A 15,141-nucleotide genomic window follows, 5' to 3' on the forward strand; every position below is an offset into this window, starting at 1 on the left:
GCAACAGATCACCGGGTGCGCGCGCGGATTCCTGTCGGTAAAACGTCACTGGCCGGCTCGACGCGCGGTGCAGGAAAAAGCCTGGCGCTCATATGATCGATAAACACCCGCAGTTTGGCCGAGGCATGTCGGCTCGACGGCCAGAGCATCCAGAAGCTGCCACTGTGCTCCAGGTAATCGTCCAGCACCCGCTGCAGGCGGCCCTGCTCGACGGATTCGCGGACCATGAAGTCCGGCAGGCAGGCAATCCCCAGGCCTTCGTGCACTGCGTGCTTTAGCGACTCGATGGTAGTGCTGACCAACGGTGCACGCAGCACCGGCTCGGGTTCGCCGGGTAAATGGCGCAGGGGCCAGCTCTCCAGCTTGCCGGTGGCGCAGAACTTGTGACGCAGGCAGGCATGATGGTTGAGGTCCTTAGGACAGGCCGGTACGCCGTGTAGGGCGAAGTACTGCGGCGCTCCCACCAGCACCAACCGATAGTGCCCCAGCAGCCGCGCCGACAGCCGCGAATCCTCGGGCTTGCCGGTGCGCACCACAGCGTCGAAGCCTTCCTCGATCACATCCACCATGCGGTCGGAAAAATCCACGTCCAGCTCAATCTCTGGATAGGCCCGCATAAACTCGGTCAGCACCGGCATCAACAGGCCCCTGACCTGGGGCAAACTGATGCGCAATTTGCCTCGGGGGGTGGTCGCTGCTTCAGTCAACTCCTGCTCGGCCGCTTCAACCTCGGCCAGGATCCGCCGTGAACGCTCGAGAAACAGCGCGCCCTCGGCCGTCAGCGTGATACTGCGGGTACTGCGATGGAACAGCCTCACCCCCAGACGCTGCTCCATGCGCGCAATGCTTTTGCCCACAGCCGAGGACGACACCCCCAGCAGCCGACCGGCCTGGGTAAAGCTGCGGGTCTCCGCGACCTGCACAAACACCGACATACTGCCCAGACTGTCCATTGTCACTTCCTGCGAATTACGGATATAAACGTCCGATAAGTTCGGAACCTTAGCCCATTTTTCCAAGTGGTTCAGCCCCCTACTCTGCCCCGATGTCCTGATGCCTTGAATACGGAGCCGAGCCACATGAATGACTGCAGTACACCGCAATGCCTGCCCAGCCAGCGCGAACGCCTGCCCATGGCGGGCTTGCTGGCGCTGGCCACCGCCGGCTTCATCACCATCCTCACCGAGGCGATGCCCGCAGGTCTGCTGCCCCAGATGAGCGCCGGCCTCGGGGTGAGCGAGGCGCTGGTCGGCCAGCTCGTCACGCTGTATGCCCTCGGCTCGTTGCTGGCCGCCATCCCCCTGACCATCGCCACCCGTGGCTGGCGCCGCCGCCCCTTGCTGATGCTAGCCATTGGTGGCTTCGCGCTAGTCAACAGTGTCACGGCACTATCAAGCGTGTATTGGCTGACCCTGGTCGCACGGCTGTTGGCCGGGGTGTTCGCGGGCTTGCTCTGGGCACTGCTGGCAGGATACGCCAGCCGCATGGTGGCGCCGCACCTACAGGGCCGGGCGATTGCCGTGGCAATGCTGGGCGCGCCCCTGGCGTTATCCCTTGGAATACCTGCCGGCACGTTTCTGGGCACTGCAGTGGGTTGGCGCTTGAGCTTTGCGATCATGACCGGACTGACGGTGCTGCTACTGGCGTGGGTGCGCTGGCAGGTGCCGGACTTTGCCGGGCAACGTGCGCAACAGCGCCTGGGCTTGCACCAGGTCCTGCGTTTGCCGGGGGTGCGTCCGGTGCTGTGGGTGACCTTTACCTACGTGCTGGCGCACAACATTCTGTACACCTATATCGCGCCGTTCCTGGTGCCCGCCGGGCTTAGCGCCGACATCGACCGGGTGTTGCTGGTATTTGGCCTGGCCGCGCTGATGGGGATCTGGATCGTCGGCCTGTTGATTGACCGCCTGCTGCAGGTCTTGCTGGTGATCAGTTGCACGCTGTTTGCCACTGCGGCATTGGCCCTGGGGCTGTGGATCGCCTCTACCGAGGTCGTCTACCTGTCGGTCGCCATCTGGGGCCTGGCATTTGGCGGCTTGCCTGCCTTGCTGCAAACCGCGCTGGCCAAGTCGGCCGGTGACTCGGCGGATGCAGCCCAGTCGATGCTGGTGACGGTGTGGAACCTGGGGATTGCCGGCGGTGGGCTGCTGGGCGGCATACTGCTTCAGGGATGGGGCGTCATGTGGTTTCCCTGGGTCGTTGCCGCCTTGGCTACGCTGGCATTGATCACCACCCTACAGCCTCGCCGTACCTGACAAACAGGCAAAAAAAGACCCCGGTTTCAGGCCGGGGTCTTTTTTTGCGGCGGTATCACAGCATCAGAAGCGCTTGATGTCAGCCTTGGCTTCCAGTTCCTTGCGGAACGCAGCGAAGTCTTGCTGGCCGACGCGCGAAGCGAGGAAGCGACGATACTGCTCCTTCTCCTCTTCGGTTGGCGCAGCCCCTTCGTTGACGCTGTTCAAGCGCACGATCATCAAGCTGCCATCACGCAGGGTCACGTCAGCAAAGGTCGGCTTGTCTTTAGCAACAGGCTTGGCCATGCGGAACAGTGCCTGCAGTACGGCAGGCTCAACGCCTTCCTGGCCACGGGTGGCCGCTTCAGTGACTTTCCAGGCCTGACCATCAACCGGCTTGTCCAACGCCAGCTTGCCATCGCGCAGGTTGGCGATCAGTTCGTCAGCGTGAGCCTTCGCCGCAGCGCTTGCACGCTCCTTGGTCATCTGGGCACGGATGGCGGTCGCCACGCTTTCCAGCGGCAGTTGCTCCGGCTTGCGGTGCTCCTTGGCGCGCAGGACTACGATGGTTTCCGGATCCAACTCGATGGCGGTGCTGTTGGCACCCTCATCCAGCACTTCAGGGCTGAAAGCTGCCTGGATCACGGCACGGTTGGCCGTGATGCCTTCGCCACCTTCACGGCCAAACGGCGCGGAGGTGTGCACGGTCAGTTTCAGGTCCGAAGCTGGCTGGGCCAGGTCGGAGGCTTCGAATGCCGCGTCTTCCAGTTGCTTGGTCGCCTCGACGAAGCGCTGCTCCACTTGCTGGGTCTTCAGCTCGCGGGTCAGCTTGTCTTTCAGGCTGGCGAACGATGGCACTTCTGGCGCTTCAACACCCAGCAGCTTGATCAGGTGCCAGCCGAAGCTGGAACGTACCGGTGCCGAGACCTGGTCCTGGTTCAAGCCGTACAGGGCGCTTTCGAACTCAGGATCGTAGACGCCAGGGCCTGCAAAACCCAGGTCGCCGCCGTTGTTGGCCGAGCCCGGATCCTGGGAGAACTCCTTGGCCAGGGCCTCGAAGCTTTCGCCCTTGGCCAGGCGTGCCTGGACTTCGTCGATCTTGGCCTTGGCCTGGGCCTCGGTCACCTTGTCGTTGACTTCGATCAGAATGTGCGCGGCACGACGCTGTTCAGCGAGGTTGGCGGTTTCTTTCTCGTACAGGGCCTGCAGCTCATCGTCGTTGACCGTTACCTGGTCGAAGAACGAAGCCTTCTTCAGCTCCAGGTAGTCGATGACGACCTGGTCCGGGGTCATGAACTCCTTGGCGTGCTGGTCGTAGTAAGCCTTGACCTCGTCGTCAGTGAGTTTCACTGCGGCCGGGTCGGCCTTGACGCTGACGGTGGCGAAATCACGGGTCTGTTTTTCCAGGCGCGCAAAGTTCAGGACTTCCTGATCGGTGACAAAACCGCTGCCGGCAATGCCTGCACGCAGTTGGCCGATCAGCATTTCCTGGGTCAGCATCTGACGGAATTGCATACGGCTGTAGCCCAGTTGACGGATCACCTGGTCAAAGCGCTCAGCGCTGAACTTGCCGTCTTCCTGGAACTCCGGGGTCTGCAGGATCACTTGGTCCAGTGCAGCTTCCGAGAAGGAGAACTTCGAATCCGCCGCGCCTTGCAGCAGCAGCTTGCGCTCGATCAGGCCCTTGAGGGCCGCTTCGCGCAGCATTTTTTCATCCAGCAAGGACGCGTCGAAGTCCTTGCCCAGTTGTTGCATCAGCTGCCGACGTTGCATGTCGACGGCCTGGCTCAGCTCGTTTTGACTGATTTCTTCACCGTTGACCTTGGCCGCGTCCTGGCTGTTGGTCGTGGCCTGGAAAATGGCCTCGATACCGGTGAAAGCCATCAATACAACGATGAGGCCGATAATGGTCTTGGCAATCCAGCCTTGTGAATTGTCCCTGATATTCTGCAGCATGCGTCCCCCAGAAACGGTTGAACTTCAAAATTAGGCAACCGTGGAGCGTGGGTAGAATCCGGATAGAAGAAAGGCGCATCCGAGGATGCGCCTTCTCGTAACTGGCGGAACGGACGGGTATTGAACCCGCCCCCCGGCGTAGCGACCCGATGGATACTCGGGTCAGTTGCCGCTCCGCTGCCAGGCCAGACCAGCGTCCAGCCCGGATAGGCAAAGGCTTGAACGAAGCTTAGTTAACGGCTTCTTTCAGGGCTTTACCGGCTTTGAAACCTGGTTTCTTGGCAGCAGCGATTTGCAGTGCTTTGCCAGTCTGTGGGTTACGGCCAGTGCGAGCTGGGCGATCGGTCACAGAAAAAGTACCGAAACCTACCAGTACCACGGAGTCGCCGGCCTTGAGAGCGCCAGTGACGGATTCGATTACTGCGTCCAGCGCACGGCCAGCAGCGGCTTTCGGGATATCAGCAGATGCGGCGATAGCATCAATCAGTTCCGACTTGTTCACTCTAAGTCCCCTTATATCTATTGAGTATGATTCTAAGTTTTTTGGTGAAAGCAAAAACCAGTGCTGAATGGCCTACAGACACTTAAGAGCCGCTTTATAACAAGGGCTCTAAAAAGCTGTCAAGGAAGCCACCAGGCTTAAACGTATTAATGCGTGCTAATTCTTTCCTTAGAGTCAGTCTCGCGTTTTTCGTCCTTCGCGACTATCTCCGGAGCCACATCCGGCAAGGGCTCCGGCGCGTATTGCAGCGCAATTTGCAGGACCTCGTCAATCCATTTAACCGGTTTAATCTGCAGATCCTGCTTAATGTTGTCAGGAATTTCCTTCAAGTCGCGAACATTCTCTTCCGGAATGATCACCGTCTTGATGCCACCACGGTGGGCCGCCAGCAACTTTTCCTTCAGGCCACCAATGGCCAATACCTGGCCGCGCAGGGTGATTTCCCCGGTCATGGCGACATCGGCGCGCACCGGAATGCCGGTCAGGGCCGATACCAGGGCCGTGCACATGCCTACGCCAGCGCTGGGGCCGTCTTTGGGGGTAGCCCCTTCCGGCATGTGGATGTGGGTGTCGTGCTTCTCGTGGAAGTCCAGGGGGATCCCCAGGCTGCGTGCGCGGCTGCGCACCACGGTCTGCGCAGCAGTGATGGATTCGACCATCACGTCACCCAGGGAACCGGTCTTGATCAATTGACCTTTGCCAGGGATAACCGCCGCTTCGATGGTCAGCAATTCGCCGCCCACCTGGGTCCACGCCAGGCCAGTCACCTGCCCTACCTGATCCTGCTGCTCGGCCAGGCCGTAGCGGAATTTACGCACGCCCAGGAAGTGTTCCAGAGCATCGGCGGTGACCTTCACAGAGAAGCGTTTTTCCAGGGCGTGTTCCTTGACCGCCTTACGGCAGATCTTCGCCAACTGGCGCTCAAGGCCCCGTACACCGGCTTCGCGGGTGTAGTAACGAATGATGTCGCGGATCGACTCGACGTCGAATTCGATCTCGCCCTTCTTCAGGCCATTGGCCGAAATCTGCTTGGGCGCGAGGTATTTGACGGCGATATTGATCTTCTCGTCTTCGGTGTAACCCGGCAGACGAATCACTTCCATCCGGTCCAGCAACGCCGGCGGGATGTTCATGGAGTTGGAGGTGCACAGGAACATTACGTCGGACAGGTCGTAGTCGACTTCCAGGTAATGGTCGTTGAAATTGTGGTTCTGCTCGGGGTCGAGCACTTCAAGCAAGGCCGATGCCGGATCGCCACGCATGTCGCTGCCCATTTTGTCGATTTCATCGAGCAGGAACAGTGGGTTGCGTACGCCAACCTTTGTCATCTTTTGAATCAATCTTCCCGGCATCGAACCGATGTAAGTCCGGCGATGACCGCGAATTTCCGCTTCATCACGCACACCACCGAGGGCCATGCGCACGAATTTGCGGTTGGTGGCATTGGCGATCGACTCGGCCAGGGAGGTTTTACCCACGCCAGGAGGACCGACCAGGCACAATACCGGGCCACGAATCTTCTTCACACGCTTTTGCACGGCGAGGTATTCGAGGATGCGTTCCTTGACCTCTTCGAGGCCATAGTGGTCGGCGTCGAGGATATCTTCGGCACGCGCCAGGTCCAGGCGTACCTTGGTCTGGGCCTTCCACGGCACCTGCACCAGCCAGTCGATGTAGGAACGAACCACGGTGGCTTCGGCGGACATCGGCGACATTTGCTTGAGTTTGTTCAACTCGGCGGTGGCTTTGGTCAGCGCGTCTTTAGGCAAGCCAGCGGCGTCGATGCGCTTTTTCAGCTCTTCGATCTCGTTGTGGCCTTCTTCGCCGTCGCCGAGCTCTTTCTGAATGGCCTTCATCTGCTCATTCAGGTAGTACTCGCGCTGGCTGCGCTCCATCTGCTTCTTCACGCGACCGCGAATGCGTTTCTCAACCTGCAGCAGGTCGATCTCGGCATCCAGCAGGGCCAAGACGTGCTCGACCCGGGTCGACAGGTCGATGATTTCGAGGATGTCCTGCTTCTGCTCGATCTTCAGCGCCATGTGCGCGGCCATGGTGTCGACCAGGCGGCTTGGCTCATCAATGCTGTTGAGGGAGGACAGGACCTCAGCCGGGACTTTTTTGCCCAGTTGCACGTATTGCTCGAACTGGGACAGCAGGCTGCGTACAAAAACTTCGGATTCACGCTCAGGCGCATCGACTTCGTCGATCAACGCCACTTCTGCACGCAGGTGGCCATCCACCTCCATGAAGCGCTCGACCGCACCGCGCTGCTCGCCCTCGACCAGCACCTTGACGGTGCCATCTGGCAGCTTGAGCAATTGCAGAACGGTAGCAATAGTGCCGACGCGATACAGGGCTTCTTCGCCTGGATCGTCGTCAGCCGGATTTCTCTGGGCCAACAGCAGGATCTGCTTGTCGCCCGTCATCGCGGCCTCGAGGGCTTCGATAGACTTCTCGCGCCCCACGAACAGCGGGATAACCATGTGCGGATACACAACCACATCACGCAATGGCAGGAGAGGCAATTCAATGGTTGTCTTCATGATTTCGCCTCTATGACAGATGAAAGTAAGCTTGAAACCAAGATGGGGGCTGCGTGTAAAAAAAACAAGCTCAATGCTGGCAGTTACACACAGTAAAAATTCCTATGCAAAACAAAGGGGCCCCTAGAGGCCCCTTGTTTGTACCGAAACTGCGAAACGCTTACGCGTCTGGCGCAGCCTTGGCAGCCGGCTCACTGTTTTCGTAGATATACAGTGGCTTGGACTTACCTTCTATAACGCTTTCGTCGATCACCACTTTACTCACCTCGGACTGCGAGGGGATTTCGTACATGGTGTCGAGCAATACGCCTTCGAGAATCGAACGCAAACCGCGTGCACCGGTCTTGCGCTCCAGTGCCCGCTTGGCCACCGATTTAAGCGCGTCGGCACGGAACTCGAGGTCTACACCTTCCATTTCGAACAGCTTGGCGTATTGCTTGGTCAGGGCGTTTTTCGGCTCGGTGAGGATCTGAATCAGAGCAGCCTCATCCAGCTCGTCCAACGTCGCCAGGACCGGCAGACGGCCAACGAACTCCGGGATCAGACCGAACTTGACCAGATCGTCAGGCTCGACTTCACGCAGGGACTCGCCCACCTTCTTGCCTTCTTCCTTGCTGCGCACTTCTGCACTGAAACCGATGCCGCCACGGGTGGAACGGTTTTGAATAACCTTTTCCAGGCCGGAGAACGCACCGCCACAGATAAACAGGATGTTACGCGTATCAACCTGCAGGAATTCCTGCTGCGGGTGCTTGCGGCCGCCTTGGGGCGGTACGGAAGCGACCGTGCCTTCAATCAGCTTCAGCAGGGCTTGCTGCACGCCTTCACCGGAAACATCCCGGGTGATCGACGGGTTGTCAGACTTGCGCGAAATCTTGTCGATTTCATCGATATAGACAATACCCATCTGGGCCTTCTCTACATCGTAATCGCACTTCTGCAGCAGTTTCTGAATGATGTTCTCGACATCTTCACCCACGTAACCCGCCTCGGTGAGGGTGGTGGCGTCGGCGATGGTGAAGGGAACGTTCAGCAGGCGAGCGAGGGTTTCTGCAAGCAGGGTTTTACCCGAGCCTGTAGGACCGATCAGCAGGATGTTGCTCTTGCCGAGTTCGACCTCATCACCTTTCTTGTCACGCTGGTTCAAGCGCTTGTAGTGGTTGTACACCGCTACGGCCAGAACCTTCTTTGCACGCTCTTGACCAATCACGTACTGATCAAGGATGCCGCTGATTTCTTTAGGCGAAGGCAATTTATGCGCGCTGCTCTCGGCCTGTGCCTCCTGCACCTCCTCACGGATGATGTCATTGCACAGGTCGACGCACTCGTCGCAGATAAAGACCGAGGGGCCGGCAATCAATTTGCGCACTTCATGCTGGCTTTTGCCACAGAAGGAGCAATAGAGCAGCTTGCCGTTGTCCTCGCCGTTGCGGGTGTCAGTCATTCGTTCGATCCAAATCCGATAGGCTTGCAACACAAGATGAAGGCTTATGCGGGCTTTTTCAAGCCCGCCGGTGGTCGGACATGCCGACCAGGCCTATTTTGAGCTGCTTATATTAAGCGGGGCGCTTGTCGATCACGGCGTCGATCAGCCCGTATTCACGTGCGGCTTCGGCACTCATGAAGTTGTCGCGGTTAGTGTCGCGCTCGATTTCTTCCAGGGTGTGCCCGCTGTGCTTGGCCATCAGCGTGTTGAGGCGCTCACGGATAAACAGGATTTCCTTGGCGTGGATTTCGATGTCCGACGCCTGGCCCTGGAAACCGCCCAGTGGCTGGTGAATCATCACACGCGAGTTAGGCAGGCAGAAACGCTTGCCTTCAGCACCGGCTGTCAGCAGGAATGCACCCATGCTGCAGGCCTGGCCAATGCAAGTGGTGGACACGTTCGGCTTGATGAACTGCATGGTGTCGTAGATCGACATGCCGGCTGTCACCGAACCGCCTGGGGAGTTGATGTAAAGATGGATGTCCTTGTCCGGGTTTTCCGCTTCAAGGAACAGCAGTTGCGCACAGATCAGGTTGGCCATGTAGTCCTCTACCGGACCAACCAGAAAGATCACTCGCTCCTTGAGCAGGCGCGAATAGATGTCGTAGGCGCGTTCGCCACGAGCAGATTGCTCGACAACCATCGGGACCAGGCCGCCTGCGGCCTGGATATCAGAGTTCTGCTGAATATACGAATTACGGAACATGCTCTGCAGTTACTCCCAAATAGTCATGTCTTGAATACGCATAAGCCAGCGCGAGGCTGGCTTATGGGTGTATTTTCAAACGAGTTGGACAATCAGTCGGCTTGTGCTGCTTCTGCCGGCTTGACTGCTTCTTCGTAAGAGACCGCTTTGTCGGTCACCTTAGCCTTCTGCAGAACAGTATCCACAACTTGTTCTTCCAGCACAACCGAACGGACTTCGTTCAGCTGCTGGTCATTCTTGTAGTACCAAGCCACGACCTGCTCAGGCTCCTGGTAGGCCGAAGCCATTTCCTGGATCATTTCGCGAACGCGATCTTCGTCTGGCTTGAGGTCGAACTGCTTGACCACTTCAGCCACGATCAGACCCAGCACAACGCGGCGCTTGGCTTGCTCTTCGAACAGCTCGGCCGGCAGTTGATCAGGCTTGATGTTGCCACCAAACTGCTGAACAGCTTGTACGCGCAGGCGATCCACTTCGTTGGACAGCAGGGCCTTAGGCACTTCGATCGGGTTGGAGGCCAGCAGACCGTCCATAACCTGGTTCTTGACCTTGGACTTGATGGCCTGGCGCAGCTCACGCTCCATGTTCTTGCGAACTTCGGCGCGGAAACCTTCGATACCGGTTTCCTTGATACCGAACTGGGCGAAGAACTCTTCGTTCAGTTCTGGCAGCTTAGGCTCGGAAACACTGTTGACGGTCACAGTGAACTCGGCGGCTTTGCCAGCCAGGTCCAGGTTCTGGTAGTCAGCAGGGAAAGTCAGGTTCAGAACGCGCTCTTCGCCGGCTTTAGCGCCAACCAGACCGTCTTCGAAACCCGGGATCATGCGGTTGGAGCCCAGTACCAACTGGGTGCCCTTGGCCGAGCCGCCAGCGAACACTTCGCCGTCAACCTTGCCCACGAAGTCGATGTTCAACTGGTCTTCGTTCTGGGCAGCGCGATCGGCCACTTCAAAGCGGGTGTTCTGCTTGCGCAGGATTTCCAGCATGTTGTCCAGGTCGGCATCGGCCACTTCGGCGCTCAGGCGCTCGATTTCGATACCTTCGAAGCCAGCAACGGTGAACTCCGGGAACACTTCGAATACAGCAACGTATTCCAGGTCCTTGCCAGCTTCCAGGGACTTAGGCTCGATGGAAGGCGAGCCAGCCGGGTTCAGCTTTTGCTCGACAACAGCTTCGTAGAAGGAAGCCTGGATCACGTCACCGACAGCATCTTGACGTGCATCAGCACCAAAACGGCGCTTGATTTCGCTCATCGGCACTTTGCCTGGACGGAAACCAGCGATCTTGGCCTTCTGGGCAGTCTGCTGCAGACGCTTGTTGACCGCGGTCTCGATGCGCTCTGCCGGCACGGTGATGCTCATGCGGCGCTCGAGAGCAGTAGTATTTTCAACAGAAACTTGCATGGATATTCCTCGTTGCACAGACGTTAGCCGGCCGTTTCCGACCCAAGAATCAAGGGCATGCATTCTAGTGGGTCAAACTCAAGAAGTCACCCTACTGAAAACGGGTAAAAAAACAGCAGGCAATTTACAGGTACGAATGCACGAATGCTCCTCGCCCCAGTGACAAATACAGCCAATCACGCCAGGGCTCTGTGCCAACCCTTCTATATATAGAAGCAGCCAGCGACCATCTCCCTGACAGCCGACCTTGCACGCAAGGCCGGCGGGTAGTTCGGCATCATCGAGAAACAAAAATACGACGAAGCGCCCTACCCCTGCGACCCAGTACCTGCAGCCGCCGAATACGCAAACCGCTAAAACAAAAAAGGCGCCAGACTGTTAAATCTGGCGCCTTTCGGAATATGGGGTGGACGAAGGGGATCGAACCCTCGACAACGGGAGTCACAATCCCGTGCTCTACCAACTGAGCTACGCCCACCATATTGCGTGACAAAGAAGCCAATTGCCTTCTCTGTTAAGCCCCAACCTAGCCCATGGCAAGGGTGACGCTGTATTTGGTGCGGATGAAGAGACTCGAACTCTTACGCCTCGCGGCGCTGGAACCTAAATCCAGTGTGTCTACCAATTCCACCACATCCGCGGCTTGAAACTTTTAAAACAAAGGCGCCAGACCGTTAAATCTGGCGCCTTTTGAAATATGGGGTGGACGAAGGGGATCGAACCCTCGACAACGGGAGTCACAATCCCGTGCTCTACCAACTGAGCTACGCCCACCATCTTGCGCTACTTGTGCCAAAGCTGCCTAATGGCGCACCCGGCAGGACTCGAACCTGCGACCATCCGCTTAGAAGGCGGATGCTCTATCCAGCTGAGCTACGGGCGCCTGATTAATCTGTACTCTTGGAGGACTACAAACTAAATGCTTCCAGCCTCACACAATCAAACAGCTATTGCGCTCGACCTTCTTAACCAGTGCTAGGCTGTGCCCGACAAGTGCGACGAATAGTATAGACGCCCCCAGGGGCCGTCAAATCTTTTTTGAAAAAAATTCATTTTATTTAAGGGGTTAGGGGAATTTGCAGACCAAGCGCCTTTGCCCTCACGTCCTGGCGTGCGAGAATGCGCGCACTTTTCCTCCCCCTCTCGATGGTTAATCACGCGTAATGACTGCACAACTTATCGACGGCAAATCAATCGCCGCCAGCCTGCGCCAGCAGATCGCCAAACGTGTCGCCGAGCGTCGCCAGCTTGGCCTGCGCACGCCGGGGCTCGCGGTGATCCTGGTCGGCAGCGATCCTGCCTCCCAGGTTTATGTCTCGCACAAGCGTAAAGACTGTGAAGAGGTCGGCTTTATTTCCAAGGCCTACGACTTGCCTTCCGACACCACCCAGCAGGCCCTCACCGACCTGATCGACGGCCTCAACGACGATCCGAATATCGACGGCATCCTGCTGCAATTGCCGCTGCCGGAGCATCTGGATGCTTCCCTGTTGCTGGAGCGCATCCGCCCCGACAAAGACGTCGACGGTTTCCACCCCTATAACGTCGGTCGCCTGGCCCAGCGTATTCCACTGCTGCGCCCCTGCACGCCGAAGGGCATCATGACCCTGCTGGAAAGCACCGGCGTCGACCTGTACGGCCTGGACGCCGTGATCGTCGGCGCGTCCAACATTGTTGGTCGCCCAATGGCCATGGAACTGCTGCTGGCCGGCTGCACCGTGACCGTGACCCACCGCTTCACCAAGGATCTGGCGGGCCATGTCGGCCGTGCCGACCTGGTGGTAGTCGCCGCCGGCAAGCCGGGCCTGGTCAAGGGTGAGTGGATCAAGGAAGGCGCCATCGTGATCGACGTGGGCATCAACCGTCAGGACGACGGCAAGCTGGTGGGCGACGTGGTGTATGAAACCGCCCTGCCCCGTGCTGGCTGGATTACCCCGGTGCCGGGTGGTGTTGGCCCGATGACCCGTGCCTGCCTGCTGGAAAACACGCTGTACGCGGCCGAAACCCTGCACAGCTGATCACCTGCAGCGCCAAAAGAGCCCCGTCTTGACCCAAGGCTGTTCACAGGTCACGCCGGGCCTCCTGAAAAATCCGCTGCCAGCTGTCTGGCAGCGGATTTTTTTATTCCCGCTCGACAGAACAGTGCGCCGCGGCTTTCTGAAAGTGATGCCTGCGCACTTAAAAGCAACGCCAATCAGCAGTGCAATCCCCAAACCCCATAACCCTATGATGGTCAGTGGCATCTGCGACTTCACCGATCAACAACGTAGTACCCCTACGCACAGTAATAAATGGGTGGCCCAACGAATCGTTTTACCGTTCATCTTCGTCCCTGATTTCAACGACTCCTACTCGACGCACCGCTGACAAAAAGCCCCTCTCAAAGGCCCTGAGGCTTTTGTATCAGTCCTACATGCCCAGGGCTGACAGAAGCGTTTTTGCCATATCTGCGCGCCAATGCGCTTTGCGCTACAACCCTAACCAATCATCGGCTTACAGCCTTTATTTAAAGGCTCTCTATCAGTTTCTGATCCATACTAATAATATGTAACGTCATTTTTCATATAGCCGGTCACACCCGGTATTTTTCTACCTTTTAGCGAGTTCATCCGCGTGAATATTCGTCTTTCTCTTGTCAGCCTGTTCTTCGCATTCGCAGGCACTGTCGCCAACGCCAGCGAAACCACCCTGGCCCCACGGGACACCTCGCAACTGCACATCGCTTCGGGCAGCGCGATGTTGGTGGACCTGCAAACCAACAAGGTGATCTACGCCAGCAACCCCGACGTAGTGGTGCCGATTGCTTCCGTCACCAAATTGATGACCGGCATGGTGGTGCTGGACGCCAAGCAGAATATGGACGAGTACATCTCCATCAACATCAGCGACACCCCGGAAATGAAAGGGGTGTTCTCGCGGGTCAAGCTCAACAGCGAGATGCCGCGCAAGGAGATGTTGCTGATTACCCTGATGTCCTCGGAAAACCGCGCCGCCGCCAGCCTGGCCCATCACTATCCGGGCGGCTATGCCGCGTTTATTGCCGCGATGAACGCCAAGGCCAAGGCCTTGGGCATGAACAGCACGCGCTATGTCGAGCCGACCGGTCTGTCGATCCATAACGTGTCTACCGCCCGCGACTTGAGCAAGCTGGTGCAGGCCGCGCGCAAGTACCCGATGCTCACGCAATTGAGCACCACCAAGGAAAAAACCGTGTCGTTCCGCAAGCCCAACTACACCCTGGGCTTTTCCAACACCGATCACCTGGTCAACCGTGCCAACTGGGATATCAAGCTGACCAAGACCGGCTTCACCAACCAGGCCGGCCACTGCCTGGTGCTGGTGACCAGCATGGGCAACCGCCCGGTGTCGCTGGTGATCCTCGATGCCTTCGGCAAGTTCACACACTTTGCCGATGCCAGCCGCATCCGCAAGTGGATCGAAACCGGCAAGAGCGGCTCGGTGCCGGACGTGGCCCTGCAATACAAGGCCGACAAGAACCTCAAGGCCCGCCAGACCGGGGTCGCCCAGTCCCACTGAGGCACGGTTGACAGGCACAAAAAACGGCGCCCTCGGGCGCCATTTGCATTATGGCTGCTTCGGCCTTTCGGCCATCACCTTGAGTGCCTGGGCGGCCGCCTGTTCCTGGCCGGCCTGGGCCGTGGCGTTGGCGGCCTGCTGCCACCTACCCGCATCCAGGTTGGCCGGCAACTGGCTTGGCCGCTGGACCAGCACCGCCCACTGGCCGGCGCTTTTCCAGGCGGACTCGAAGTCGCTGAACGCCACTGGGCGTCTCCGGTCCCTGGCAACTCGCAACACCACCGTACTGTTTTGCTGATTAAACCCCACCAGCACCGCATAACGCGGCTCGGCCCATAGCGTCGAGCCCTCGGTAATCCGCACCATCACCGGGTACCCCGCCGCCACCTGCGCCAACAGCGCGGTCAGCTTGGGGTCCAGCGGATACACCAGCATCCCGTACTCACGCGCCAGTACCTGCATATTGCGCTCAAGGTCGGCTTCCCCGCCCGGCAAGTGCAATGGCTTATCCAGCAACCCCGGTGTAATCACAATGCCTTGTTGCGACAGCATGCTAGCCAAAGCGGCCGGACCACCCTGATAGGTGTCACCGCGAAACGCCGGCACCCCGTTGAGCTCTACGCGCTCGGGCAAACCGCGGATGTTCGAGGGAGTGGGATGCCCCGCACACGCGGCCAAGCCGAGGACGCAGGCAGCCACCAACAAGGATGTTTTGAGGTTCGACCGTAAACGCAACTTCTTCACTCTCTTGATCATCAGCGGGCTGGGGCGTTG

General features: G+C 58.5%; 12 protein-coding genes and 4 tRNA genes. 4 read left to right on the plus strand and 12 right to left on the minus strand.

Annotation, left to right across the window (positions count from 1 at the left end):
• Window positions 1–8: 8 nt before the first annotated feature.
• Window positions 9–953, minus strand: a complete 945-nt coding sequence (locus tag PSH73_RS15410) for a LysR family transcriptional regulator (RefSeq protein WP_186625811.1) — start codon at window positions 951–953, stop codon at window positions 9–11.
• A 126-nt stretch (window positions 954–1,079) separates the two neighbouring features.
• Here PSH73_RS15410 and PSH73_RS15415 point away from each other — a divergent pair, with 126 nt between their 5' ends.
• A complete protein-coding gene (locus PSH73_RS15415) occupies window positions 1,080–2,255 on the plus strand; it encodes an MFS transporter (RefSeq protein ID WP_186625812.1) in 1,176 nt (391 codons plus the stop codon).
• Between the two features lie 63 nt (window positions 2,256–2,318).
• Here PSH73_RS15415 and PSH73_RS15420 read toward each other — a convergent pair whose 3' ends face one another.
• The 10 genes from PSH73_RS15420 to PSH73_RS15465 form a co-directional block, all read right to left on the minus strand.
• Window positions 2,319–4,190: a SurA N-terminal domain-containing protein gene (locus tag PSH73_RS15420; RefSeq protein WP_198799378.1), complete on the minus strand. Its 1,872-nt coding sequence runs from the start codon at window positions 4,188–4,190 to the stop codon at window positions 2,319–2,321.
• A gap of 229 nt (window positions 4,191–4,419) precedes the next feature.
• Window positions 4,420–4,692, minus strand: a complete 273-nt coding sequence (locus PSH73_RS15425; RefSeq protein ID WP_003174819.1) for an HU family DNA-binding protein — start codon at window positions 4,690–4,692, stop codon at window positions 4,420–4,422.
• Between the two features lie 146 nt (window positions 4,693–4,838).
• On the minus strand, window positions 4,839–7,235 hold the full coding sequence (lon, locus tag PSH73_RS15430) for an endopeptidase La (protein ID WP_169990353.1): 2,397 nt from the start codon (window positions 7,233–7,235) through the stop codon (window positions 4,839–4,841).
• A 160-nt stretch (window positions 7,236–7,395) separates the two neighbouring features.
• The gene (gene clpX, locus PSH73_RS15435) at window positions 7,396–8,679 is read right to left on the minus strand and encodes an ATP-dependent Clp protease ATP-binding subunit ClpX (protein ID WP_029298419.1); all 1,284 of its coding nucleotides are present in this window, start codon (window positions 8,677–8,679) and stop codon (window positions 7,396–7,398) included.
• 112 nt (window positions 8,680–8,791) lie between these two features.
• Window positions 8,792–9,427, minus strand: a complete 636-nt coding sequence (clpP, locus tag PSH73_RS15440; protein WP_029298421.1) for an ATP-dependent Clp endopeptidase proteolytic subunit ClpP — start codon at window positions 9,425–9,427, stop codon at window positions 8,792–8,794.
• Window positions 9,428–9,519: 92 nt separating this feature from the next.
• Complete coding sequence (gene tig / locus PSH73_RS15445; protein ID WP_057441496.1) at window positions 9,520–10,830, minus strand: trigger factor; 1,311 nt, start codon at window positions 10,828–10,830, stop codon at window positions 9,520–9,522.
• 402 nt (window positions 10,831–11,232) lie between these two features.
• Window positions 11,233–11,308 (minus strand) — tRNA-His (locus tag PSH73_RS15450).
• Between the two features lie 77 nt (window positions 11,309–11,385).
• Window positions 11,386–11,470: transfer RNA gene (locus tag PSH73_RS15455), tRNA-Leu, on the minus strand.
• A 58-nt stretch (window positions 11,471–11,528) separates the two neighbouring features.
• Window positions 11,529–11,604, minus strand: a tRNA-His gene (locus PSH73_RS15460).
• Window positions 11,605–11,636: 32 nt separating this feature from the next.
• Window positions 11,637–11,713: transfer RNA gene (locus PSH73_RS15465), tRNA-Arg, on the minus strand.
• A gap of 280 nt (window positions 11,714–11,993) precedes the next feature.
• Between PSH73_RS15465 and folD the strand changes: the two genes are divergently transcribed.
• The 3 genes from folD to pbpG all read left to right on the plus strand — a co-directional run bounded on the left by folD (window position 11,994) and on the right by pbpG (window position 14,367).
• Window positions 11,994–12,848, plus strand: a complete 855-nt coding sequence (gene folD, locus PSH73_RS15470) for a bifunctional methylenetetrahydrofolate dehydrogenase/methenyltetrahydrofolate cyclohydrolase FolD (RefSeq protein WP_057445013.1) — start codon at window positions 11,994–11,996, stop codon at window positions 12,846–12,848.
• Window positions 12,849–12,876: 28 nt separating this feature from the next.
• Window positions 12,877–13,197, plus strand: a complete 321-nt coding sequence (locus tag PSH73_RS15475) for a hypothetical protein (RefSeq protein ID WP_128593476.1) — start codon at window positions 12,877–12,879, stop codon at window positions 13,195–13,197.
• Window positions 13,198–13,443: 246 nt separating this feature from the next.
• Entirely contained in the window at window positions 13,444–14,367 is a 924-nt protein-coding gene (gene pbpG / locus PSH73_RS15480) for a D-alanyl-D-alanine endopeptidase (RefSeq protein ID WP_057441495.1), read from the plus strand.
• A gap of 48 nt (window positions 14,368–14,415) precedes the next feature.
• Here pbpG and PSH73_RS15485 read toward each other — a convergent pair whose 3' ends face one another.
• A complete protein-coding gene (locus tag PSH73_RS15485; protein ID WP_057960079.1) occupies window positions 14,416–15,102 on the minus strand; it encodes a peptidase C39 family protein in 687 nt (228 codons plus the stop codon).
• Window positions 15,103–15,141 lie beyond the last annotated feature (39 nt).

Origin of the sequence: Pseudomonas sp. FP2294, assembly GCF_030687625.1 — a bacterium.
Taxonomy (GTDB): Bacteria; Pseudomonadota; Gammaproteobacteria; order Pseudomonadales; family Pseudomonadaceae; genus Aquipseudomonas; species Aquipseudomonas shahriarae.

Excerpts from the sequence above, each read along its gene's own strand:
- tig (WP_057441496.1), bottom strand. The coding sequence starts at position 10,830 with ATGCAAGTTTCTGTTGAAAATACTACTGCTCTCGAGCGCCGCATGAGC.
- PSH73_RS15410 (WP_186625811.1), bottom strand. The coding sequence starts at position 953 with ATGGACAGTCTGGGCAGTATGTCGGTGTTTGTGCAGGTCGCGGAGACC.
- PSH73_RS15420 (WP_198799378.1), bottom strand. The coding sequence starts at position 4,190 with ATGCTGCAGAATATCAGGGACAATTCACAAGGCTGGATTGCCAAGACC.
- clpP (WP_029298421.1), bottom strand. The coding sequence starts at position 9,427 with ATGTTCCGTAATTCGTATATTCAGCAGAACTCTGATATCCAGGCCGCA.
- lon (WP_169990353.1), bottom strand. The coding sequence starts at position 7,235 with ATGAAGACAACCATTGAATTGCCTCTCCTGCCATTGCGTGATGTGGTT.
- clpX (WP_029298419.1), bottom strand. The coding sequence starts at position 8,679 with ATGACTGACACCCGCAACGGCGAGGACAACGGCAAGCTGCTCTATTGC.
- folD (WP_057445013.1), top strand. The coding sequence starts at position 11,994 with ATGACTGCACAACTTATCGACGGCAAATCAATCGCCGCCAGCCTGCGC.
- PSH73_RS15415 (WP_186625812.1), top strand. The coding sequence starts at position 1,080 with ATGAATGACTGCAGTACACCGCAATGCCTGCCCAGCCAGCGCGAACGC.